This window comes from Agromyces sp. NPDC056965 (genome assembly GCF_042673425.1).
Lineage (GTDB): Bacteria > Actinomycetota > Actinomycetes > Actinomycetales > Microbacteriaceae > Agromyces.
In genome coordinates this window covers 15850-36969 of the sequence record NZ_JBHURI010000035.1, presented here as the reverse complement: position 1 = coordinate 36969, position 21120 = coordinate 15850, and the positions used below count along the sequence as shown (strand labels likewise).

The window sequence follows — 21120 nt, the reverse complement described above, 5'->3', positions numbered from 1 at the left end:
GCTTGTGCTTCGCGTCGGCCACGGTCGCGCCCCGACACGTCCTCCCGCCATTGTGGTGGGAGATCACCCGAATGGGAAGGAACTCGCCCGCATCAGCGGATTCCGCGCGTCGAACGGGCGCCGCGGGCGCGTGCGTTCTCGGCCGTCGGCCGGTACTGTCTGCCTCAGGAACGTCAGCGATCTCCAGCGTGCCGAGGGGGCAGCATGAACGAATCGTCGTCGCAACAGGTGTCGCAGCAGTCGTCGCAACGGGAGGGCGGCGAACTGCGGGGGCAGTTCGGTCAGGTGCTGCTGGCGACCTTCGCCTCGACGATCGGGTTCTGGGCGTGGATGGTGATCGCGCCGCTGCAGAAGACCTATGCGACCGAACTCGGACTCGACGAAGGCCAGATCTCGCTCATGCTCGCCATGCCGGTGCTCGTCGGCGCGCTCGGCCGGGTCGTCGTCGGCGCCCTCACCGATCGGTTCGGCGGGCGCAGGATGTTCACCTTCGTGCTGCTCGCCTCGGTGCCCGCGGTCCTGCTGGTCGCGCTCGCCGGAGAGCTCGCGAGCTTCCCGCTGCTGCTCGTCGCCGGCTTCTACCTCGGCGTCGCCGGCACGATCTTCGCCGTCGGCGTGCCGTTCTCGAGCGCCTGGTACGAGGCGAAGCGTCGGGGATTCGCGACGGGCGTGTTCGGCATGGGCATGATCGGCACCGCGGTCTCCGCGTTCTTCACGCCGCGACTGGCCGAGAGCTTCGGATACCTGCCGACCCACCTGTTGATCGCGGCGATCATGACGGCGACCGCGATCCTGGTGTGGGTGTTCCTGCGGGACTCGCCCGTCTGGGAGCCGAGCCGTCAGCCGCTCGTGCCGAAGGTCATGGGTGCGCTGCGGCTCCGCATCACGTGGGAGATGTCGTTCCTCTACGCGATCGTCTTCGGCGGCTTCGTCGCCTTCGCGACCTTCCTGCCGAAGTACCTCACGACGATCTACCCCGACGACGTCGATCCGATCGGGGCCGGCACCCGCACGGCGCTGTTCGCCGTGGCCGCGGTGGTGGCCCGCCCGATCGGCGGGGCGCTCTCCGACCGGGTCGGCCCGAAGGTCATCTCGCTCATCTCGCTCGCGGGCATCGTCTCACTGGCGTACATCGTCGGGCAGCAACCGCCCGAGGGGGTGCTCACGGGCGCCGTCTTCATCGGGATGGCGGCCGCGATGGGTCTCGGCATGGGCGCGGTGTTCGCCTGGGTGGGGCCGTCGACCCCGAAGGACAAGGTCGGGGCGGTGACCGGCGTCGTCGCGGCCGCCGGCGGCCTCGGCGGGTACTTCCCGCCACTCGTGATGGGCGCGACGTACCAGGCGGAGACGAACTCCTACGCGCTCGGGCTCTGGTTGCTCGTGCTCGTCGGTGCGGTCGCGCTCGTCGTCGCGGGCATGCTCCGCGACGCACGACCCGGCGCCTGAGCATCGGCGGTCGGGGCGCGGAGCGGCCGCTCAGCCGCGCGGTCGGCCCTGCTCGGGCCAACGTGCGGCGAGCGCAGCGGCCTTCGCCGAGAGTTCGTCGATCGAGCCCTTGCCCGCACCGGCGGCGAGCCCCACGAGCAGGGTGCTGAGCGGGCCCGCCGGTCGGGCGACGCCGTGCGCGACCTCGCGGGTGAGGTCGAGCACCTCGCCGATCGAGACGCCCGAGGCGTCGATGCCGAGTTCCGCGGCGAGGGCTGCGACCCATTCGTCGAGTTCGCCCGGCGTCGCCTGGGCGGGGGAGTCGTTCATCGTGATCCTTCCGGGTTGCGGTTCGGGGCCCCGGCGGGGCGAGCGGATGCCTCGCGCGCGCGTCGGAGGTCGGCCCACGTGTCGACGTCGGCGGCGAGGCCGTCGACGTCGTCGATCCGGTCGAGGCGGAGCCCTCCGACGAGTGCCCCGACCGACGCATCGCGCACGGTGCCGAGCCGGGCGAGCGCGCCGTCGAGCCGGGCACGGCGATAGACCGCGGTGAGCCATTGCGGGCGTCCGTCGTCGAGGCAGATGCCGTCGATCCCGTCGCCCGTCGGCGAGTCCGTCGCCGTTCGTGCGGCGTCGGCCAGCGCGGCGGCGACGGCGTGCGCATGCGGGAGGTCGCACGAGAGCACGAGCACCCACGCGGCATCCGCCCCGCCATGCGGTTCGGCGTCGGGCAGCGCCTCGAGCGCGGCGGCCACACCGGCCACCGGGCCCCCGAACGGCGGGTCCTCGCGCCGGGAGATCGCCGGGGGAGCGACGAGTCCGGGCGGCCCGGCGACGACCGTGCGACCGGCGCCGGCTTCGAGCGCGGCGGCCACGGCGAGATCGACGAGACGGATGCCGCCCACCTCGAGCTCCGCCTTCGGGGTGCCGCCGAGCCGGCTCGAGCGACCGCCCGCGAGGATCACCGCGTCGAGCGTGAACGCCCTCGCGTGGGCGCCGGGCCGTGGGGCGGCTGCTGCACCGGGATCCATGCCGGGATCCCCGCTCGACCGGGTCATCCGCCGACCAGCACGATCTGCACCTCGTCGCCCGCGCGCACCTCGTCGATGCCCGTCTCGACGATCGCGAAGCCGTCGGCCGCTGCGAGCCCGCCGACGAGGTGCGAGCCCGAACCGCCCTCGGCGGCCGGACGCACCCGCAACCCGCCCCGGCTCGCACCATCGGCGTCGTCGACGATCGTGATCGGCATGTACTGCCGGCGGGCGACCGGGCTGCGCCAGCCGGCCGTGGCGACGGCGGCCAGGCGGCGTCGCTGCGTGCGCTCAGCTCCCCGGAGCCGCTGGAGCGCCGGCCGCACGAACGCCTCGAACGACACCGCCACCGCGACGGGATTGCCGGGCAGGCCGAAGACGATGATGCCGTCCGGCAGGGTTCCGAACGCCTGCGGGCTGCCGGGCTGCATCGCGACGGAGTGGAAGTCGACGCTCCCGAGGGGCTCGAGGGCCGTCCGCACGATGTCGTGATCCCCCTTGCTCACCCCGCCCGAGATCACGACGAGGTCGGGGTGCTCGGCCACCGCCCCGGCGAGCGCCGCGGCGAAGGCCTCGGCGTCGTCGGGAGCGTGCTCGACCCGAACGACCGTGCCGCCCGCCTCGGTCACGAGCCCCGCCAGCAGCACCGAGTTCGATTCGGGGATCTGCCCGCGCCGGAGCGGAGCGCCGGGACCGACCAGCTCGCTGCCCGTCACGATGACGGCGACCCTCGGCGAGGGGCGCACGGCCATTCGCGCGTGGCCGGCCGCGGCCGCGGCGGCGAGTCGGGCAGCGGTCAGGACGACCCCCTGCTCGAGGATCGGCCGGCCCGCCTCGACGTCCTCGCCGGCGCGACGGATGTGCGCGGCCGGCTTCGGCGCCGCGGTCACCCGGACGGAACGGATACCGGAGTCGGTGTCCTCGAACGGCACGATGGCGTCGGCGTCGGACGGCACGGCTGCGCCGGTCATGATCCGCACCGCCTCGCCGGGCCCGATCGTGGGATCGAGCGGGCTGCCGGCCGCCACCTCGGCGACCACCGACAGGGCCACCTCGCGGTCGGGCCCTGCGCCCGCGACATCCGCCCGGCGAACCGCGTACCCGTCCATTGCGGAGTTGTCGAAGGCGGGGATCGGCAGCCGGGTCTCGATCGACGCCGCGAGCACGAGCCCGCCCGCCTCGGCGAGCAGCACCTCGAGCGCGGGGAGCGGGCGGATGCGGCCGAGCACGTGCTCGAGATGGGCCTCGACCGACTCGTGGGCACCGCGGCTCATGCGCCCCGCCCCATGTGCTTCGAGTCCATGCGCCAACGTTACCGGGGCCCGGGCGGCAGTCGATCGCCGCAACGAGCGGCGATGAGGCTCCCGCAGCCGCGTCGCCGCACGCTAGCGTCGAGCCATGAGGGAAGGTCGGCAGGCATGATCGAGGTGCGTCCGAGGGCCGCGGCCGGGTGGCCGGCTGCGATCGAGTCGGCGGATGCCGCCGACGCCCACGCCGGTGTCGAGACCCGCCAGGCCGCCGGCGGCGAGCTCGACGAGATGCTCGCCCGCTTCGAGGCGACCTGGGGCGAGGGGCGAGGGCCCGACCGCTCGATGCTGCAGGCGCTGGCGCACGCGGGCGGCACGCTGCTCGTCGCGGTGGATCCGAGGCCCGCGTCGGGCACCGGAGTGCTCGGCGCCGCGCTCGGCTTCCTCGGCTGGGAGGGCGGCCTCCACCTGCACTCGCACATGAACGCCGTCGACCCCGTGGCCCGGGGCCGCGGCATCGGACTCGCCCTCAAGCTCCGCCAGCGCGCGATCTGCCTCGAGCACGGCATCGACGAGATCCGCTGGACCTACGACCCGCTCATCCGTCGCAACGCCCGCATGAACCTCGTGCGGCTCGGTGCCGAGGTCATCGCCTACCACCCCGACTTCTATGGGCGGCTCGACGACGCGATCACGGGGACCGACCGCAGCGACCGCTTCGAGGTGCGCTGGCGCCTCGACTCCGTGCGCACCCGCCGTGCGCTCGCCATGCGGCCGCAGCCGACCTGGTCGGCCCGAGGCGGCCTCGCGCTCGATCCCGACTTCGAGCGACTGCGAGCGGATGCCCCCGCCGACGCGGCCCGACTCCGCGAGCGTTCGCACGACGCCTTCGCCGCGCTTGCCGCCGACGGGCTGCGCCCCGAGCTCGACTCGGCGGGCGACTACGTCTTCACGAACGACGACCCCGACCGGGAGGCCGAATGACACCCATGACCGGAACACCGACCACGCCGGCCGCGCAGCCGACCCCGTCACCGCGCATCGAGGCGATCGAGCTGCATCGCATCGAGGTGCCGCTCGTACGCCCCTTCGAGACGAGCTTCGGCCGGGAGACCGTGCGCGAGGCGCTGCTCGTTCGGGTGCGCACCGACGCGGGCGACGGCTGGGGCGAGTGCGTGGCGGGCCGTGATCCGTTCTACTCCTCGGAGTACGTCGGCGGCGCGGCATCCGTCATCGAGCGCTATCTCGCGCCCGCGCTGCTCGACGCGCCGGCGGCCGGAGCCGCGCACGCCGCGCTCGCGGGCGATGCCCGCTCGGGCGGCGTGCCGCTCGCGGCAGCCGTCGCGCCGGCGCTCGCCTTCGTCTCGGGCCACCGCATGGCGAAGGGCGCCATCGAGGCGGCCGTGCTCGACGCGGAGCTGCGTGCCCAGGGGCGGTCGATGGGCGAGGCGTTCGGCGCGGTGCGCGACTGGGTCGACTGCGGCGTCTCGGTCGGCATCTCCCCGACGCTCGAGGAACTGCTCGACGAGGTCACCGGCTACCTCGAAGAAGGTTACCGGCGCATCAAGCTGAAGATCAAGCCCGGCTGGGACCTCGTGCCCGTCGCGGCGGTGCGCGAACTCATGGGGCCGGGCGGCCTGCTGCAGGTCGACGCGAACACTGCGTACACGGCCGACGACATCCCGTTGCTCGCCGGCCTCGACCCGTTCGGGCTGCTGCTCATCGAGCAGCCGTTCGCCGAGGAGGACCTCGCGACGCATGCGCTGCTCGCAAGTGCATGCGAGACGCCGGTCTGCCTCGACGAGTCGATCCTCGACGCCGCGACCGCGGTGGACGCCATCGAACGCGGGGCGACGTCCGTCATCAACATCAAGCCCGGTCGCATGGGCGGCTATCTCGAGGCGCTGCGCGTGCACGACGCGTGCCGTGCCCTCGACGTGCCGGTCTGGTGCGGCGGCATGCTCGAGACCGGCATCGGCCGCGCGGCGAACGTCGCCCTCGCAGCCCTGCCCGGCTTCGTGCTGCCGGGCGACACCTCTGCGTCGTCGCGCTACTACGCCGACGACGTCACGGAGCCGTTCGTGCTCGGCACGGGCGAGCACCGGGGGCAGTTGCGGGTACCGGACGCCCCCGGCACCGGCGTCGCGGTGCGCGAGGAGCTCGTGCGCGAGTGGGCGAGTGCGGAACCGGTCGTGCTGACGCGCCGCTGACGCCCCTTCGACGTTCGCCGGGGGAGGTCAGGCGGCGAGGAGCGCGGCCGCGCGCTCGCCGATCGCCGCGGCGGACCCCGCCCGACCGGGGTCGTCGTCGAGCGCGAACCAGGTCGACGAGAGCGCGCACCACGCGACGAGCCACTGCGCGAGCCGGGGCCGCTCGATGCCGCTCGCCTCGGCGACGACGCCGAACTGGCGTTCGAGCCGGCCGGGGCGCAGCGCCCGCTCGGGCGAGGGGTTGCAGAGCAGGTTGCAGTAGTCGAAGCCGGCTTCGCCGACGAGGCCCTTCGGGTCGATCGCGAGCCAGCCGCGCTCGCCGAAGTCGAGCACATTGCCGTGGTGCAGGTCGCCGTGTAGCACGACCGGGTCGCGCGGGTCGTCGAGGAGGGCGGCGGCGATGTCGGCGCCGCGGCGGTGCTGCGCGCCGAGGCCGTCGGCGGCCGTGAACAGCTCGCGGAACCAGGTCGGCAGGTCGATGAGTTCCGGCGGGTCGGGGCGTTCGAGCACGAGAGCGGATGCCGCGTGGATGCGGCCGGCCGCTGTGCAGATCGTGCGGCTCGCCTCGTCGTCGCGGCCCTCGGCGACCATCCGCACGAGGTCGCGGGTTCCGGTCGCGCGCTCGAGGAGCAGCGCTTCATCGCGATGGGCGAGCACCTTCGCGGCGCCGTGTCCGTCGAGGGCGACGAGGAGCTCTGCGCCGCGCTCCTCCTCGTCGATGTGGGCGAGCTTCAGCATCGCCGGCGCGCCGTCGCTCGTTCGCACGGGGATGAGCCGGCTCGATGCCGTCGTCATGGGGTCGCCGTAGGGGCGCAGGTGCCAGCGCCGCAGCCATGCGGCATCGCCGGCGAATCCGGGGTTCACCGGGCCGAGGTCGCTCACGGGCGATTCCACTCCTTGCCCGCCCACGGGTCGTAGTCGACCTCGAGCGGCTCCTGCTCGGGCCGCTGGGCCTCGGGCACGTGCTGCAGGTTCACCCGGATGCGGTACCAGAGCGACGAGCTGCCGCGCATGCCGTCGACGAGCAGGTCGGCGGGGTGGAGGAGCGCGACGACCTCGGGGTGCCTCGCCTTCCAGCGTTCGAGCCCCTCGAGCGCCTCGGGCTTCGTCTCGGCACGGGCGATCTCGATGAGGGGCATCGTCGAGGCGCGGCGCCCAGAGCCGTCGGAGGACTTCGGCGGCTTCTCGGCCGGACCGAGCTCCTCGGCGAGGGCGAGCAGTCCGTCGAGGCCGCCGACGGCGTCGTCGATGCCGGCAGCGGGGTCGCCGCGCTCGGCGAATCGCTCGAGCACGCTCGCCACGGTGAATCGCTCGGGGTGGCTGCCGCGCACCTCGCTCCAGTCGAGCGGCGTCGACACCCGCGCGTCGGGCAGCGGCCGGATGGAGTACGCCGAGGCGACGGTGCGATCCTTGGCATTCTGGTTGAAGTCGACGAAGACGCTCTCGCCCCGCTCCTCCTTCCACCACCTCGCCGAGGCCATGCCGGGAGCCCGGTTCTCGACCTCGCGCGCGAGGGTCTCGGCCGCGAGCCGCACCTCGCGGTAATCCCACCGCGGTTCGATGCGCACGTTGATGTGCAGGCCGCGGGAGCCCGAGGTCTTCGGCCAGCCGACGAGTCCGTGGTCGGCCAGCACTTCGCGGGCGACCATCGCGACGTCGATGATCTGCGCCCACTCGACGCCCGGCATGGGGTCGAGGTCGACGCGCAGCTCATCGGGATGGTCGAGGTCCTCGGCTCGCACCGGGTGGGGGTTGAGGTCGAGGCAACCGAGGTTCACGACCCAGGCGAGCGCTGCGGCGTCGCGGATCACGACCTCTTCGGCCGAGTTGCCGGACGCGTAGTGCAGCGTCGCGGTCTCGATCCAGTCGGGCCGCTTCTCGGGGGCGCGCTTCTGGAAGAACGCCTCCTGATCGATGCCCTTCACGAAGCGCTTCAGGACCATCGGCCGCCCGCCGGCGCCTCGCAGCGCCCCTTCGACGACGGCGAGGTAGTACCGCACGACGTCGAGCTTCGTCAGCCCCGGCTCGGGGAACACCATCTTGTCGGGGCTGCTGATGCGCACCTCGCGGTCGTCGATCTGCAGCACCTCGGCCGTCGACGCCTTGGGGCTCACGCTCTCCACACTAGGGCGCGGCGCCCGCGAAGGGGAGGGTCGTTCCCCTCAGCCGGATGGCAGGGCCGCGGTCGACGACTCGGCCACCGTCGCGGCTGCGAGAGCGTATCGGCGCGGGGTCTCGCCGATGACGGCCCGGAACTGGCGCGTGAAGTGCGCCTGATCGGAGAAGCCGAGGTCGGCGGCGAGCTCGGCCAGCGACGGCGGCTCGGCCGCCGCGAGCGCCTGCGAGGCCTCCTGCATGCGGTAGCGCCCGATGAGCCACTTCGGCGTGAGCCCGAGTCGGCCGCGAACGAGCCGTTCGAGTGCGCGAAGGCTCAGGCCCGACGCTGCGGCGAGCGACTCGGCGCGCACGATCGTACGGTCGGTCTCGGCGAGCTCCACGACGTGCCGCAGGAGCGCGGCATCGTCGTCGAGCTCGATGCGCTGGCTGCGGAGCCACGCCTCGAAGCCGGTGATCGCGGATGCCTCGTCGCCCGCCCCGACCGTTGCGCGCACGTGCTCGGCGAAGCCGGCCGCATCCGTCGCCCGCAGCGCATCGAGCGGGACCGACGAGCCGACGATCTCGCGAACGGGGCCGGGCGCGAGGCGGTGCGCGACGCCGGGTTGCAGCAGCACGCCGAACGCCCAGCCCTCGCCCTCGAGGCGCTGGCGGCTGCGCCCGAGCTCTGGGCCGTAGAGGGCTGCCGCGTGCGGCTCGACGACGAGGTTCGCCGACGGGTAGTCGAGCACGCCCTGCTCGACGACGATGCCGGACGGCAGCCGCCAGCGGGGAATCCAGATGTGGCGCACGAGCCCCTCGAGATCGGCGCTCACGGCGTGGCGAGTGAGGCGCACGGGCGCATCGAGCGAGTCGGCCTGTTCGGCGGCGCGGCCCGCGAGCGGCGCGATGCCGGGTTCGCCCGGTCGGCCGGCGAGCACGCCCTTCACGGCGGCGCCGGCACGCGAACGCCAGTAGTTCTCACCCGTCTGCATGGGCCCAGTCTGGCGAGCCCCACCGACGTCGCCCCCAGTCGGACGCCGCGTCGCGTTTGTGCAAGACGCGGGCACCGGGGCATCCGTAGCGTCGATGCCACCACCGGAAACCACCACAGGAGGACACCATGCCCGATTTCGAGATGACCCTGTTCGTCGCTGCAGTCCCCGACCGCGTCTGGGACGCGATCACCGGCGAGGAGGGCAGCCGGGCCGTGATGTGGGGTTCGGCGCTGCAGGGCGAGCTCGCGCCCGGCGCCCGCTACGAGTACGTCGGGCCGGGGCAGGACGGCGACGAGACCGTGCACGTCTACGGCGAGGTGCTGCAGGCGGTGCCGGGCGCGATCCTGCAGCTCACCGAGCACCCCGGGCCCACCTACCGGGAGAATCACGCCGAGCTCCGCAGTCGCATGACCTGGCGCCTCGAACCGGCGGGGGAGTCGCTCACGAAGCTCACGTTCACGAACGACGAATGGAGCGAGGGCCACCCCGCGGAATCCGAGACCTCCGACACCTGGCCGCTCGTGCTGTCGAGCTTCAAGTCGTGGGTCGAGACCGGCAGGGCGTTGCCGTTCCCCTCGTGACCCCGCGCGGAGTAGGTTGATGCCACCACCGGTCGGCGAAGGAGGCACCATGGGGCGAGAACCCGCGTTTCGGATCGTGCGCTGGGAGCTCAAGGTGCTCTACATCGTCGTCGCGTGGATCGTCGGGTACGCGCTCATCGACCTGCTCGACGCGCTCGGTGCGCCGGGCGTGGCGCTCGAGATCGTCAACACGATCGTGAACCTCGCGGCGTTCGCGCTCGCGGTGCGGATCTTCCGCGGCCGAGGCGAGCCGATCGACCCGCCCCGGGCGTGGTGGCGCATGACCGCCTGGCCGACCCTCAGCCGCCGGCTGGGCATCCTCTGCTCCGTTCTCGCGGCGATGACGGTGCTGGGCGCGATCCTGGGTGCACTGGGCGTCACCGCCCTGCCGAGCGGGGTGACCCTCGGCCTCGGCGTCGGAACCGCCCTCCAGTTCGGGCTGCTCGCGTTCCTGTACCTGAACTCGGCCGTGCACATGGCCCGCCTCGGCATCGCGAAGCCCGAACGCCTGCGCCCGACGATTCGTCTGTCGTAGGCGGGGCCGCGCGGGCGGTGCCGAGTTCCCCGGCGGCGCGAGCCGTAGGATCGCAGCATGGCTGACGACGCGGTGAAGCAGGCTCAGGAGGCGGCCGCTGCGGCCGCCGAAGCGGCGAAGGCGCTGCAGGCGCAGGCCGAGGAGGCGATGCGCAAGGCGGAGGAGGCGGCGGCACTCGCGAAGGCCGCAGCTGAGGCTGCGACGACGGCGACGGATGCCGCAGCGCCCGCCGCAGCCGAGGCGCCAGCTCCCGAGCCGGCGCCCGCAGCCGAGCCGGCGCCCGTTCCCGAGCCGGCGCCCGCAGCTGAGCCGGCGCCCGTTCCCGAGCCGGCGCCCGAGCCGTCCGCGGCGTCGGCGCCCGCAGCCGAGGCGTCCGGCCCGCTCGACCAGGCCCAGGTCGACGCCATCCGCGCCGGCTACGCACTCGAGGGCGCAGCGCTCGAGATCGGTGCGCTCGTCAACGGAGCGGCGCTGCCCGACGTGCCCGTGCGCATCCCGCTCGCGATGACGAACCGGCACGGGCTCGTCGCGGGCGCGACCGGCACCGGCAAGACCCGCACGCTGCAGGTGCTCGCCGAGCAGCTCTCGGCCAACGGCGTCGCCGTGTTCGCCGCCGACATCAAGGGCGACCTCTCGGGCGTGGCGACGCCGGGCGAGGGCAACGAGAAGCTCCTGGCCCGCACCGCGGGCATCGGCCAGAAGTGGAGCCCCGCGAGCTTCCCGACCGAGTTCTACTCGCTCGGCGGCGTCGGCCGGGGTGTGCCGATCCGTGCGACGATCTCGGGCTTCGGCCCGCTGTTGCTCTCGAAGGCGCTCGGCCTGAACGAGACGCAGGAGTCGAGCCTCGGCCTCGTCTTCCACTACGCGAACGCGAACAGCCTCGCGCTGCTCGATCTCGAAGACCTGCGGGCCGTGCTCGCGTACCTCGTCAGCGACGAGGGCAAGCCCGAACTCGAGGGGCTCGGCGGCCTGTCGAAGGCGACCGTCGGGGTCATCCTCCGCGAGCTCATCACCTTCGCCGACCAGGGCGCTGACGTCTTCTTCGGCGAACCCGAGATCGACACGGCCGAGTTCCTGCGCGTGGCGTCCGACGGCCGCGGCGTCATCAGCCTGCTCGAGGTGCCGGGGGTCGCCGACAAGCCGGCGCTCTACTCGACGTTCCTCATGTGGCTGCTCGCCGACCTGTTCACCGACCTGCCCGAGGTCGGCGACCTCGATCAGCCGAAGCTCGTCTTCTTCTTCGACGAGGCGCACCTGCTCTTCGCCGACGCCTCCAAGGACTTCCTCGCCCAGATCACGCAGACCGTGCGACTCATCCGCTCGAAGGGCGTCGGCGTCTTCTTTGTGACCCAGACCCCGAAGGACGTGCCGGCCGACGTGCTCGCCCAGCTCGGCTCGCGGGTGCAGCACCAGTTGCGGGCGTTCACGCCCGACGACGCGAAGGCGCTGCGCGCGACGGTCTCGACGTACCCGAAGTCGGGCTACGACCTCGAGGAGGCGCTCACCCAGCTCGGTACGGGCGAGGCCATCGTCACCGTCATGAACGAGAAGGGCGCGCCGAGCCCGGTCGCCTGGACGCGGCTGCGTGCCCCGCAGGCGTCGATGTCGCCCTCGCCCGACGCCGTGATCGACGCGGCCGTGGCCGCATCGCCGCTCTCGGCGAAGTACGGCACCGGCATCGACCGCGAGTCGGCGCACGAGATCCTCACCAAGAAGCTCGCGGATGCCGCGGCGAAGGTCGGCGCGGAGGAGGCGGCGACGGCCAAGGCGAAGGCCGATGCCGAGTTCGAGAAGATGCAGGCGAAGATCCGGGCGGATGCCGCGAAGGCCGACCGGAAGGCGCAGGCCGAGTACGACCGGCTCATGAAGCAGACCTCGACGACGTCGCGATCGCGCTCATCGCGCTCATCGCGCTCGAAGGAGAAGTCGGCGCTCGAGCAGGTGCTCGGCTCGAAGACCACGCAGAACGTGCTGACGAGCGTCATCACCGGGATCTTCGGCATGGCCAAGCGCAAGTAGGCTCACCCCGCCGGGCGACGAGCACGATCGCCGCCATGCGGGAGGATGGACCCGTGCCAGAGATCCGCCAGTACCGTGCCGCCGACCGCGATCAGGTCGCCCGGATCTGCCTGCTCACGGCAGCCGGCGGCGGCGACGCCACGGGGGTGTACTCCGACGACTCGCTGATGCCCGAGGTGTTCGCGCTGCCCTACGTCGACTACGCCCCCGACCTCGCCTTCGTCGTCGCCGACGGCGAACGGGTGCTCGGCTACGTGATCGGCGTGGCCGACACCGCGGCCTTCGTCGAGTGGTGGAAGCGGGAGTGGGCGCCCGGGTTCGCCGCGCGGCATCCCGAACCCGGCGCCCCGACGGGGCACGCGCCGCGATTCACCGAGGCGCAGCTCGTCGAGGCCGGCACCACGCCAGAGCGCATGCTCATCGACGAGCTCGCCGAGTACCCGGCGCACCTGCACATCGACCTGCTGCCCGAGTTGCAGGGGCGCGGGTTCGGTCGCCGCCTCATCGACACGCTCCGGGCGGCGCTCGCAGCGCGAGGCGTCCCGGCGGTGCACCTCGGCATGGATGCCGCGAACACGGGTGCCAGGGCCTTCTACGACCGGCTCGGCTTCCACGAACTGCCCTCGAGTCGCCCGGGTTCGCCGCTGCTCGGCATCGCGACGGGCGACACCGCCCCGTCGACCGACCCGGGAACCGCCGGCACCGCGGTCAGCGACTGAGCGAGCGCCGCTCGAACCAGTAGAGCAGGCGCGGGTTCGACTCCCGCAGCTCCGCGAGCGTCATCGGCTCGGACCCGATCGTCTCCTCGACGCCGAGCACCTCGGCGACCTGATCCATCGTCGGCTCGTCCCAGAATCGGCCGCGCATGCGGAACGCGCCCCTGCCGGTGCGTTCGACGACGAAGAGCTCTTGCGTCGTGTCGAGGCTGTTCGTGCGGTAGAGCTGCACCCGCAGCACGCCCGCGACATCGCGTGCCGCAACGGTCGAGACGCCGCCGAAGAAGCCGCGCTCGACGATGCCGTACCGGCTGATCGATGCGTTGGCGCGGCGGTAGCCGATCCACGCGACGAAGATCGCACCGAGGACGACCGCGGTCGTCGCTCCCATGACGGGCCACGCCTCGCGCGAGTCCATCAGCCAGATCTCGGCCGCCAGCACCGGCAGCGCGAGCGCGAGGAGCGGCAGCCCGACGCTCCGTCCGAGGGAGCGGCGTGGCCTCAGGGTGAATACCCTGAGGCCCTCGCCCCCTACTGCCGCCGCCTCGATGGAGGAGCCCCCTGCGTCCCCACTCCTCAGTTCCATCGCCGCCGCTGACATCCCTCTCATCATGGGTGGCGCGCAGGAATCGCGCCATTCCGCATTAATGAGGACACGGATCCGGCCGGGCGCGTCGCGGGGGCCGGGAACGTGCTGGACACCGGCCGGGAAATGAAGAACGGCCCCGACGCATCGGGGCCGTTCTTCATGGATCTACCGCGGAGGATGGGGGATTCGAACTGCCGATAGCCCATGTGCGCTCAGCTACTCGATGAGGCTTGGATGGGCCAGAAATCAAGGGGAGTCGCGTGCTTCCGCATCTGGTTCTGACCCCGAGATACGCACCCCTACGCCGCCGGTAGCACACGCGTTAGCACACGACTCGTCGGCATGCTCGGCCGCCATCTGCTCACGCACGATGCGGAGCTTCGCGCGGAAGAAGATCGCTGCCGCAGCGGCGATGCACTCCTCACGAGTAGGCAACAGCTCTACACATCCTCGTCGGGGAATCGTCGACGAGCGGGCTCGAGGTGTACGTCGAGCCGCCAGGGCACCTGCAGCCCGGTCGAGATCTCCTGCAACCGTCGAATCTCGTCATCGTCGCCTTGCAGTCGAGCCATGATCCAAGCGCTGAGCATGCAGAAGCCGGCGAGCGCGTACAGCAGCTCGTGCTCCATCGAGGCTTCGGGGCTGTCTCGCAACTGCAGCTCGCCCTCGACCTCGACGATGAAGTCGAGGGCCGCCTCGTGAGTGACGTGCCCGACCTGCGAGAGCACCTTGTACGACGACTTGAGGAACATGACCGAGTCGAGTTCGTTCATGATGCCGTCGGTACCGGTGAACTTCGGCAACCCCTTGCCCTCCGGCGTTTCGATCGAGTCTGCCCACTCTTGAAGCTCGGTCTTGGAGGACGTGCTCGCGATGACCTGCAGGTAGTCGCGCTGCGCGCGGACTTGGCTGATGTTCAGCCGGGCGATGCCGCCAGGCGTCAGGTAGGCCCACTGGGCAGTCACGGAGTGCTCGAGGGCAGCCCGGAGGAGCACCTTGCCTTCGGAGCTGTACCCGGCCTTGCGAAGCCTCAGGTAGGCCTGCGCCAGCCTGCGCGTGCGCTGCAGGAGCCCGAACAGTGCGATGAAGTCGGTCTGATTCTCGGGCGGGACATCGATCCGATCACGCTTGCTGATGGCTTGGATATACCGCAGCACGAAGGTCGAGAGGAGTTCCACAGATGGTAGATCAGCCACGGTGTGCGCTCACCATTCCCAGGACAATGCTCGGCGGAAGCTGGGGTGGCTGCTCATCCCGCCACTGTAGCGAGCGTCACCGACAGGGCTAAGGGCCTGCACTGGTTGCCTCGGCTGGTGGGGTCTCAAGGGGTTGCGGCACACGCACGCTACCCTGCTCCTCGAGCTCGGCGAGCATCCGAAAGTCGTGCAAGAACGCCTCGGGCACTCGACGATCACGACGACGATGAACATCTACTCGCACGTCACTCCGACAATGCAGCGGAACGCAATCGACCGGCTCGCGGCACATATCGAAGGCGCGTAGCCGTAGATAGGCTCGCCGGCATGGGAAAACTCCTCTATGGCCCGAAAATCGTGATTGACCTCGACGATCAGAATCTCTTTCATCTCGACGTCCTCATTGCCCGTCTGCGAGGCGAGAGCTTCCAGCTCCATTTGACCGCGGGCGGCGCACATGACGGCAGTCTGCTGTCTTTGGCGATCGGCCCTGGCGTGAGCCTTTCGATGGAGTACTACAACGGCCCCGAACTCAGTCTGGAACTGGATGTGATCGACAAGGCGTTGGGCATGGTGCAGAGCCACGGATTCGTAACTGTCCCGTTCACGTTCAAGCGGCACCAAGAGGGGGCAACAGGCGCGTAGCACAACATTTGGCACGCGCACCAGAAAAGCCCCTCACCTGAACTTGGAAAGTCCAGATGAGGGGCTATTTTCTATCCGCGGAGGATGGGGGATTCGAACCCCCGAGGGCTTTCACCCAACACGCTTTCCAAGCGTGCGCCATAGGCCACTAGGCGAATCCTCCCGGGGACTCCTCACGCACCCGCCAGAGCCCGGTTGCCCTTGCTGCGTTTCCGCCCTGGGGGAGTTGGCCTGGATGGCGCCACGTGAGGAGCCGGAGACAGTCTACCCGAGCGCGAGGGGCGTCTTGACCGCGGCCGGTTCGGCGGGCCGAGCATCCGCCGCCGTGCACGCCATTCACCGGCGCCGGCGGCCCGCACCGGCGGTACGGTGAGTCGATGGTCGACCCCGACACCGACGCCGTGCTCCGGTTCATCGGGGATGCTCGCGCGGGGGCGGGGCGCCCGATCGTCGTCGGCGTCTCGGGCTACTGCGGTGCCGGCAAGTCGACCCTCGCGCGTTCCCTCGTCGAGCACGCGAGCGACATCGTCCGTCTCCGCGGCGATGACTTCCTCGACCCGGTGCGCTCGCACCGACGTTCGAGCGACTGGAACGGCGTCGAGCGGGTTCGGCTCGCCGACGAGGTGCTGAGTCCCTTCCGCGACGGGCGCGGCGGGGTGTTCCGCCCGTACGACTGGACCCGGCGGCGTCTGGGGGAGCCCCGGCCGCTGCCGACCGCCGACGTGCTCGTGGTCGACCTCATCGGGCTCTTCCATCCCGAGACCGTGGACCTGCTCGACGTGCGGATCTGGGTGGATCTCGACCTCTCGACCGCCGCAGCGAGGGGCAAGGCTCGCGACGAGGCGCTCGGCCGAAGCCACGAGCGGCTCTGGGACGAGGTCTGGACGCCGAACGACCGCGACTTCGCCGAACGCTTCAGGCCCCGTGATCAGGCGCATCTCGTCGTCGACACGAGCTGAGTCAGGGCGCGACCGCTCGGCGGGCCGCCCGGGCGGCGAGGAACGCCTCGAAGGCCTCGCGGCTGGTCTTGGCCGGCGTGAAGCCGAGCTCGGCCTTCAGGCGCGAGTTGTCGAGCACCGGGCGGTATCGCAGGAACCCGACGCGCTCGGGACCGTGCACAGTGAGCCGGGTCGCGCGGCCGACGCGGAGCGCGACGGCGAGCGCCGACGCCGGCACCGTGATCGTGCGCTTGCCGAGGGCCGCGGCGATCTCGGAGACCGTCATGCGGCCGTCGCCGGCGACGTTGAAGGCGCCCGTGACCTCGCCAGTGGCACCGCGAACGATGGCACCGACGACGTCGTCGACCCAGACGAAGACGAACGGACTGTCGGAGCCGCGGATCGCGAGGATGCGCGGGCCGTCCCAGAGCGCCGTGATCTGGTTCGCCACAGATGGGCCGAGGATCGTGCCGATGCGGAGCACCACCTGCCCGAGCGCCGGGTGGGCGACGCGGTACGCCGCGAGCATCTCCTCGACGAGGCGCTTGTGGCGCGAGTAGCTGAACTCCTCGTTGCCGCGGATGCCGTCGGTCTCGACGAGCCACTCGGGATTGTCGGCGTGGTAGCCGTAGGCCGCGCCCGACGACGACACCACGATGCGTCGAACGCCGAACGCGACGGCGGCGTCGAGCACGTTGCGGGTGCCCTCGACGTCGACGCGGTACTCGACGTCCTCGCTCAGCCCGCCCGGGTTCACGATCGCGGCGAGGTGCACGATCGTGTCGATGCGGTGGTCGCGCACGACCGCGGCGACGTTCGCGGCATCCGTCACGTCGCAGTGCAGGGCGACCACGCCGGCCGGCGGCTTCGCGGGCGTGCGCACGTCGCCGGCGACGACGAGATCGACGTCGGGGTGCCCGGCGAGGGCGTCGACGGCGCTCGATCCGAGGAACCCGGCGCCGCCGGTGACCAGCACGCGCCTCATGCGGTGGGCTCGGCTTCGCTCGTCGCGGCACCCTGCGGGCGCGCGGCGTCGGGCGCGGCCGTCGCGGCCGCCGCCGCGGCATCCGCCCGCTTCGAGTGCCGCGCCCACAGGGTCGCGACCGTGAGGCCGGCGATGATGTCCCAGATGCCCCACCAGCCGGCGACGACGGCCATGCCGCCGAGCCCGCCGAAGAACGCGAAGACGAGGCCGAGCCCCAGGCCCGCGTTGCGGATGCCGACCTCGAAGGTGATCGCCTTGCGGTCGCGCACCCCGAGTCCGCCGATGCGCGCGCTCGCGTAGCCGAGCCCGAGCGCCACGGCGTCGTGGAGGAACACCGCGAGCAGCACGACCCCGATGAACGCCATGAAGATCGCCCAGTTGCCGATGAGCGCCGCCGCGATGAAGCCCACGAGCCCGAGGAGGCTCACCCAGCGCGCATACGGCTGCACCTTCGCCGCGAAGCGGGGCCACCGGGCGCGGATCAGGAGGCCGGCGAAGAACGGCACGCCGATGATGAGGAAGATCTCGAGGAGCATCTGCCAGCCGTTGAGGCTGACGGCGCGCACGAGCTCGCCCGCGGTCGGGTGCAGGCCGCCCCAGAACGCGAGGCTGATCGGCAGCAGGAAGATGTAGACGACGTTCGACACCGCCGTCATCGAGACCGAGAGGGCCACGTTGCCGCCCGAGCGGTAGGTGAGCACCTGCGAGATGTTGCCGGGCGGGCAGCACGCCACGAGGATCATGCCGAGCGCGATCGACGCCTGCACGTTCAGGAGCAGCGTCAGCCCGAAGGTCACCGCCGGCAGCAGGACGATCTGCGCCGCGAGCGCGATGATCATCGCCTTCGGCGCCTTGGCCACGGCCTTGAAGTCGGATGGCGCGGTGTCGAGCGCGATGCCGAACATGATCAGGCCGAGCACCACGTTCAGTGCGACGAGCGAGCCGGGGGCGAAGTTCAGGACGACGTCGTCGATGTTCATGCGGTGCCGCTCTCGGTCTGGATGGTCGGGTCGGTGGCCGTCGTCGTCGCGTTCGCTGCGACGGGGCCGGATGGGAGGAGCGGGCCGCGCTCCGTGGTCGGCGGCAGCGTGCCGAGCAGGCGCTTGACGGTGCGCCGGTACGCGTCCTTGTTGACGTAGTACGACATGCGGTCGAAGCCGAGGTAGTCGTAGCCGCCGGTGAGGTCGGGCCACGGGGCATCCGCTCGCCGCCGGAACCGGGCCGCGGCCTCGGGAGCGTCGTCGGCCGCGGCGAGGTAGGCGGCGATGAGCTCCGCCTGCTCGTACCGGCCCTGCCAGCCGATGCCCGACGCCTCGATCATGCCGAGCACGAAGAGGCCGTTGAACGACGGCGGGAAGACGTTCATGAAGAGCGACGGCGAGGCGCCCTCCCAGTTCAGGTGCGCACGCTCGACGAACGGGTAGTCGAGCCGGTAGCCCGTCGCGAGCACGACCAGGTCGTAGTCGCCCGACGATCCGTCGGCGAAGTGCACCGTGCCGCCGTCGAAGCGATCGATGTCGGGAACGACGCGCAGGTCGCCCTGGCCGAGGTGGTTCAGCACCATCGTGTTCACGATCGGGTGCGACTCGTAGATCCTGTAGTCGGGCTTCGGGAAGCCGAACCTCACCGGGTCGCCCGTGAACGCCTTCAGCACGCGCGTGTCGATGAACTGCTTGATGCGCGCCGGCAGCGGGCGCCCCTGGTTCAGGGTGTCCGACGGGCGGCCGAAGAGATAGCGGGGCACGAAGTAGTAGCCGCGGCGCACGCTGAGGTCGACGGATGCCGCGTGGTGCACCGCATCGACCGCGATGTCGCACCCGGAGTTGCCGGCGCCGATGATGAGCACGCGCCGGCCGTCGAACGTCTTCGCCGACTTGTACGCGCTCGTGTGCATGATCTCGCCCGTGAACTCGCCGGCGAATCCCGGCACGTTGGGCTCGGCGAGCGTGCCGTTGGCGAGGATCACGCCCGAGTAGTCGCCCGTGACCGTCTCGCCGTCGGCGGTGACGGCGGTGACTCGCCACCGCGGCGCTCCGGGCGCGGCGCCGCGATCGGGGGCGGGCAGTGGCGAGACATCCGTCACCCGGGTCTGGAAGCGGAAGCGCTCGCGCAACCCGTAGGCGTCGGCGTAGGCGCGGAAGTACTCGAGCAGCTCGCGGTGGCTCGGATAGTCGGCGGCCCCGGCCATGGGGAACTCGGCGAACTCCGTCGTCGTGCGGCTCGAGATGAGGTGCGCGGACTCGTACATGGTCGAGCGCGGGTTGTCGATGTTCCAGAGGCCGCCGACGTCGGGGCCGGCCTCGAATCCGTCGAACGGGATGCCGGCGCGGCTGAGCGCTCGCGCGCCGGCCAGGCCGGACGGGCCCGCTCCGATGAGGGCGATGTGGTGCACTGGGGCTCCTGGGTGGGGAAGACGCGTTCGATGGGGGAGTCGGCGCGGCACGTCGATGTGCCCGAACAGCATAAGCGAATACTGCTCGGGTTCTGGACGCGGCCCGGACGGCCGGAGGCCATAGGCTTCGATGACGACCATCGAGGGGGAATCTTGGCGGATGCAGGGCTCGTGAGACTGGCGGCGGAGGCGTACGTGTACGGCTTCCCGATCGTGTTCGACCTCGAGCAGGTGAACCGGTACGTGACGACCGGTGTGGGGGCCAACCCCGCGGCGTCGTTCAACACGTTCAGCCATGCGCGCACCCTCACGACGGCCGAGGACACCTTCGTGTCGATCAACAACGACACCGTCTACTCGATGGCCTCGATCGACCTCAGCGTGGGCCCCGTGCTGCTGAGCGTGCCCGACGCCGGCGACCGCTACTACGTGCTGCAGTTCGTCGACGCGTGGACGAACAACTTCGCGTACGTCGGCAAGCGCGCGACGGGCACCGCCGCCCGCGATTTCCTGCTGCTGCCGCCCGACTGGGAGGGGGAGGGCGGGGATCTCGGCGATGCGACGGCGATCCGCTTCCCGACCCGCATCGCCTCGATCGTCGGCCGTTGGGCCTGCGCCGGGGTCGACGACCTGCCGGCGGTCCATGCGCTGCAGGACGCCACCACGCTCACGCCCCTGCGCCGCTCGCTCGTACCGCCCATCGGGCTGCCCGAGACCGAGGCCGGGATGCCGGAGGCGCTCGACTTCTTCGAGAAGCTCCGCGTGTACTCGCAGACCTTCGCGCCGGCCGAGCGGGATGCCGCGCTGCAGGCGTCGTTCGCCCCGCTCGGGCTCACCGGCGCCGAGTCCGTCGGCTCGCTCGACGAGGCGACCAGAGCGGTACTCGAGGCGGGCTTCGCCGCGGGGAAGGCGACGCTCGAGCAGGTCCTGCACTCGGGCGCCGCGCCGGTCGTGAACGGGTGGATGCTGACGTACCACGTCTTCGACTACAACCTCGACTACTTCGAAGCCGGCACCGTCGACGACCCCGCGTGGAAGATCGCCGACCCGAAGCTGCGCATCGTGCAACGCGCCGCTGCTGCGCTCGGCGGCCTCTGGGGCAACCACGCCTACGAGGCGGCCTATGTCATGACGTACGTCGACGCGGCGGGCGAGCCGCTCGACGGATCGGGGAGCTACACGCTGCGGCTGTCGCCGACACCGCCGGTGGGGGCGTTCTGGTCGCTCACGATGTACGACGTGCCGAACTTCTACCTCGTCGACAACGAGATCGACCGGTACTCGATCGGCGACCGCACTCCCGGCGTCGTGCGCGACGCCGACGGGGGGATCACGATCACGATGAGCGCGGCACGGCCCGCCGACCCGGCCGAGGTCGCGAACTGGCTGCCCGCACCGGCCGCGGCCTTCCGCCCGATCCTGCGCATGTACATGCCCGACGAATCGGTGCTCGACGGCAGCTACGTGCTGCCGGCGATCGAGCGCTCGGCGTAGCTCCGCGGAGCACGACCGGGTCATC

22 protein-coding genes, 1 tRNA gene and 1 other RNA gene are annotated in these 21120 nt (G+C 71.5%); 11 read left to right on the top strand and 13 right to left on the bottom strand.

Translation table 11 applies throughout. The features are described 5' to 3' along the window. Window positions 1-204 precede the first annotated feature (204 nt). Window positions 205-1446 carry an MFS transporter gene (locus ACFTQE_RS10830; protein WP_376925069.1) on the top strand — a complete coding sequence of 414 codons (1242 nt, stop codon included), beginning with the start codon at window positions 205-207 and terminating at the stop codon, window positions 1444-1446. A 30-nt stretch (window positions 1447-1476) separates the two neighbouring features. Here ACFTQE_RS10830 and ACFTQE_RS10825 read toward each other — a convergent pair whose 3' ends face one another. The 3 genes from ACFTQE_RS10825 to glp are packed head-to-tail and all read right to left on the bottom strand — an operon-like array spanning window position 1477 to window position 3730. After that, window positions 1477-1755, bottom strand: coding sequence for a DUF6457 domain-containing protein (locus tag ACFTQE_RS10825; RefSeq protein WP_376925068.1), 279 nt, complete (start codon window positions 1753-1755; stop codon window positions 1477-1479). After that, on the bottom strand, window positions 1752-2456 hold the full coding sequence (locus tag ACFTQE_RS10820) for a molybdenum cofactor guanylyltransferase (RefSeq protein ID WP_376925067.1): 705 nt from the start codon (window positions 2454-2456) through the stop codon (window positions 1752-1754). The genes ACFTQE_RS10825 and ACFTQE_RS10820 overlap by 4 nt, the downstream gene beginning before the upstream one ends. 23 nt (window positions 2457-2479) lie before the next feature. Further along, entirely contained in the window at window positions 2480-3730 is a 1251-nt protein-coding gene (gene glp, locus ACFTQE_RS10815) for a gephyrin-like molybdotransferase Glp (protein ID WP_376925066.1), read from the bottom strand. 144 nt (window positions 3731-3874) lie between these two features. On the opposite strand from glp, the gene ACFTQE_RS10810 reads away from it, so the two are divergent. Beyond that, on the top strand, window positions 3875-4687 hold the full coding sequence (locus ACFTQE_RS10810; protein ID WP_376925065.1) for a hypothetical protein: 813 nt from the start codon (window positions 3875-3877) through the stop codon (window positions 4685-4687). 5 nt (window positions 4688-4692) lie between these two features. Further along, complete coding sequence (gene menC, locus ACFTQE_RS10805; RefSeq protein ID WP_376925064.1) at window positions 4693-5913, top strand: o-succinylbenzoate synthase; 1221 nt, start codon at window positions 4693-4695, stop codon at window positions 5911-5913. Between the two features lie 27 nt (window positions 5914-5940). Here the strand turns inward: menC and ACFTQE_RS10800 are convergent, their stop codons facing one another. Genes ACFTQE_RS10800 through ACFTQE_RS10790 form a run of 3 tightly spaced genes read right to left on the bottom strand, consistent with a single transcriptional unit; the run spans window position 5941 to window position 9002 of the window. Beyond that, window positions 5941-6795: an aminoglycoside phosphotransferase family protein gene (locus tag ACFTQE_RS10800; RefSeq protein ID WP_376925063.1), complete on the bottom strand. Its 855-nt coding sequence runs from the start codon at window positions 6793-6795 to the stop codon at window positions 5941-5943. Further along, a complete protein-coding gene (gene ligD, locus ACFTQE_RS10795) occupies window positions 6792-8027 on the bottom strand; it encodes a non-homologous end-joining DNA ligase (protein ID WP_376925062.1) in 1236 nt (411 codons plus the stop codon). The genes ACFTQE_RS10800 and ligD overlap by 4 nt, the downstream gene beginning before the upstream one ends. 48 nt (window positions 8028-8075) lie before the next feature. Continuing rightward, on the bottom strand, window positions 8076-9002 hold the full coding sequence (locus ACFTQE_RS10790) for a helix-turn-helix domain-containing protein (RefSeq protein ID WP_376925061.1): 927 nt from the start codon (window positions 9000-9002) through the stop codon (window positions 8076-8078). A 128-nt stretch (window positions 9003-9130) separates the two neighbouring features. Between ACFTQE_RS10790 and ACFTQE_RS10785 the strand changes: the two genes are divergently transcribed. Genes ACFTQE_RS10785 through ACFTQE_RS10770 form a run of 4 tightly spaced genes read left to right on the top strand, consistent with a single transcriptional unit; the run spans window position 9131 to window position 12859 of the window. Beyond that, a complete protein-coding gene (locus tag ACFTQE_RS10785) occupies window positions 9131-9586 on the top strand; it encodes an SRPBCC domain-containing protein (protein WP_376925060.1) in 456 nt (151 codons plus the stop codon). A gap of 49 nt (window positions 9587-9635) precedes the next feature. Continuing rightward, window positions 9636-10121: a hypothetical protein gene (locus ACFTQE_RS10780; protein WP_376925059.1), complete on the top strand. Its 486-nt coding sequence runs from the start codon at window positions 9636-9638 to the stop codon at window positions 10119-10121. Between the two features lie 57 nt (window positions 10122-10178). Continuing rightward, window positions 10179-12140, top strand: a complete 1962-nt coding sequence (locus tag ACFTQE_RS10775; protein WP_376925058.1) for a helicase HerA-like domain-containing protein — start codon at window positions 10179-10181, stop codon at window positions 12138-12140. 53 nt (window positions 12141-12193) lie between these two features. After that, a complete protein-coding gene (locus tag ACFTQE_RS10770) occupies window positions 12194-12859 on the top strand; it encodes a GNAT family N-acetyltransferase (RefSeq protein ID WP_376925057.1) in 666 nt (221 codons plus the stop codon). Here ACFTQE_RS10770 and ACFTQE_RS10765 read toward each other — a convergent pair. Further along, window positions 12849-13457: a hypothetical protein gene (locus ACFTQE_RS10765; protein ID WP_376925056.1), complete on the bottom strand. Its 609-nt coding sequence runs from the start codon at window positions 13455-13457 to the stop codon at window positions 12849-12851. The two genes, ACFTQE_RS10770 and ACFTQE_RS10765, sit on opposite strands and share 11 nt — an antisense overlap. A gap of 428 nt (window positions 13458-13885) precedes the next feature. Then, complete coding sequence (locus ACFTQE_RS10760; RefSeq protein ID WP_376925055.1) at window positions 13886-14623, bottom strand: DUF5677 domain-containing protein; 738 nt, start codon at window positions 14621-14623, stop codon at window positions 13886-13888. 151 nt (window positions 14624-14774) lie between these two features. Here ACFTQE_RS10760 and ACFTQE_RS10755 point away from each other — a divergent pair, with 151 nt between their 5' ends. Further along, the gene (locus ACFTQE_RS10755; RefSeq protein ID WP_376925054.1) at window positions 14775-14948 is read left to right on the top strand and encodes a tyrosine-type recombinase/integrase; all 174 of its coding nucleotides are present in this window, start codon (window positions 14775-14777) and stop codon (window positions 14946-14948) included. A 20-nt stretch (window positions 14949-14968) separates the two neighbouring features. Continuing rightward, the gene (locus ACFTQE_RS10750) at window positions 14969-15286 is read left to right on the top strand and encodes a hypothetical protein (RefSeq protein ID WP_376925053.1); all 318 of its coding nucleotides are present in this window, start codon (window positions 14969-14971) and stop codon (window positions 15284-15286) included. A gap of 78 nt (window positions 15287-15364) precedes the next feature. Here ACFTQE_RS10750 and ACFTQE_RS10745 read toward each other — a convergent pair. Together ACFTQE_RS10745 and ffs are read right to left on the bottom strand one after the other, a co-directional pair. Then, a tRNA-Ser gene (locus tag ACFTQE_RS10745) sits at window positions 15365-15449 on the bottom strand. Further along, window positions 15448-15544: signal recognition particle sRNA small type (ffs, locus tag ACFTQE_RS10740), an RNA gene on the bottom strand. The genes ACFTQE_RS10745 and ffs overlap by 2 nt, the downstream gene beginning before the upstream one ends. A 119-nt stretch (window positions 15545-15663) precedes the next feature. Between ffs and ACFTQE_RS10735 the strand changes: the two genes are divergently transcribed. Continuing rightward, complete coding sequence (locus ACFTQE_RS10735; protein ID WP_376925052.1) at window positions 15664-16245, top strand: uridine kinase; 582 nt, start codon at window positions 15664-15666, stop codon at window positions 16243-16245. 1 nt (window position 16246) lies between these two features. Here ACFTQE_RS10735 and ACFTQE_RS10730 read toward each other — a convergent pair whose 3' ends face one another. The 3 genes from ACFTQE_RS10730 to ACFTQE_RS10720 are packed head-to-tail and all read right to left on the bottom strand — an operon-like array spanning window position 16247 to window position 19601. Continuing rightward, the gene (locus ACFTQE_RS10730; RefSeq protein ID WP_376925051.1) at window positions 16247-17209 is read right to left on the bottom strand and encodes an NAD-dependent epimerase/dehydratase family protein; all 963 of its coding nucleotides are present in this window, start codon (window positions 17207-17209) and stop codon (window positions 16247-16249) included. Further along, a complete protein-coding gene (locus tag ACFTQE_RS10725) occupies window positions 17206-18189 on the bottom strand; it encodes a bile acid:sodium symporter family protein (RefSeq protein ID WP_376925050.1) in 984 nt (327 codons plus the stop codon). The genes ACFTQE_RS10730 and ACFTQE_RS10725 overlap by 4 nt, the downstream gene beginning before the upstream one ends. Then, window positions 18186-19601, bottom strand: a complete 1416-nt coding sequence (locus ACFTQE_RS10720; RefSeq protein WP_376925049.1) for a flavin-containing monooxygenase — start codon at window positions 19599-19601, stop codon at window positions 18186-18188. The genes ACFTQE_RS10725 and ACFTQE_RS10720 overlap by 4 nt, the downstream gene beginning before the upstream one ends. Before the next feature lie 153 nt (window positions 19602-19754). On the opposite strand from ACFTQE_RS10720, the gene ACFTQE_RS10715 reads away from it, so the two are divergent. Further along, window positions 19755-21095 (top strand): DUF1254 domain-containing protein, encoded by a 1341-nt coding sequence (locus tag ACFTQE_RS10715; protein ID WP_376925048.1) that lies wholly within the window; start codon window positions 19755-19757, stop codon window positions 21093-21095. The last annotated feature ends 25 nt before the right edge of the window (window positions 21096-21120 follow it).

What these genes read in the sequence shown, in the direction of transcription:
- menC (WP_376925064.1), top strand. Translation starts at nt 4,693, where the DNA reads ATGACCGGAACACCGACCACGCCGGCCGCGCAGCCGACCCCGTCACCG.
- ACFTQE_RS10730 (WP_376925051.1), bottom strand. Translation starts at nt 17,209, where the DNA reads ATGAGGCGCGTGCTGGTCACCGGCGGCGCCGGGTTCCTCGGATCGAGC.
- ACFTQE_RS10825 (WP_376925068.1), bottom strand. Translation starts at nt 1,755, where the DNA reads ATGAACGACTCCCCCGCCCAGGCGACGCCGGGCGAACTCGACGAATGG.
- ACFTQE_RS10830 (WP_376925069.1), top strand. Translation starts at nt 205, where the DNA reads ATGAACGAATCGTCGTCGCAACAGGTGTCGCAGCAGTCGTCGCAACGG.
- glp (WP_376925066.1), bottom strand. Translation starts at nt 3,730, where the DNA reads ATGAGCCGCGGTGCCCACGAGTCGGTCGAGGCCCATCTCGAGCACGTG.
- ACFTQE_RS10725 (WP_376925050.1), bottom strand. Translation starts at nt 18,189, where the DNA reads ATGAACATCGACGACGTCGTCCTGAACTTCGCCCCCGGCTCGCTCGTC.
- ACFTQE_RS10790 (WP_376925061.1), bottom strand. Translation starts at nt 9,002, where the DNA reads ATGCAGACGGGTGAGAACTACTGGCGTTCGCGTGCCGGCGCCGCCGTG.
- ACFTQE_RS10750 (WP_376925053.1), top strand. Translation starts at nt 14,969, where the DNA reads ATGGGAAAACTCCTCTATGGCCCGAAAATCGTGATTGACCTCGACGAT.
- ACFTQE_RS10820 (WP_376925067.1), bottom strand. Translation starts at nt 2,456, where the DNA reads ATGGATCCCGGTGCAGCAGCCGCCCCACGGCCCGGCGCCCACGCGAGG.
- ACFTQE_RS10785 (WP_376925060.1), top strand. Translation starts at nt 9,131, where the DNA reads ATGCCCGATTTCGAGATGACCCTGTTCGTCGCTGCAGTCCCCGACCGC.
- ACFTQE_RS10810 (WP_376925065.1), top strand. Translation starts at nt 3,875, where the DNA reads ATGATCGAGGTGCGTCCGAGGGCCGCGGCCGGGTGGCCGGCTGCGATC.
- ACFTQE_RS10735 (WP_376925052.1), top strand. Translation starts at nt 15,664, where the DNA reads ATGGTCGACCCCGACACCGACGCCGTGCTCCGGTTCATCGGGGATGCT.
- ACFTQE_RS10775 (WP_376925058.1), top strand. Translation starts at nt 10,179, where the DNA reads ATGGCTGACGACGCGGTGAAGCAGGCTCAGGAGGCGGCCGCTGCGGCC.
- ACFTQE_RS10780 (WP_376925059.1), top strand. Translation starts at nt 9,636, where the DNA reads ATGGGGCGAGAACCCGCGTTTCGGATCGTGCGCTGGGAGCTCAAGGTG.
- ACFTQE_RS10765 (WP_376925056.1), bottom strand. Translation starts at nt 13,457, where the DNA reads ATGTCAGCGGCGGCGATGGAACTGAGGAGTGGGGACGCAGGGGGCTCC.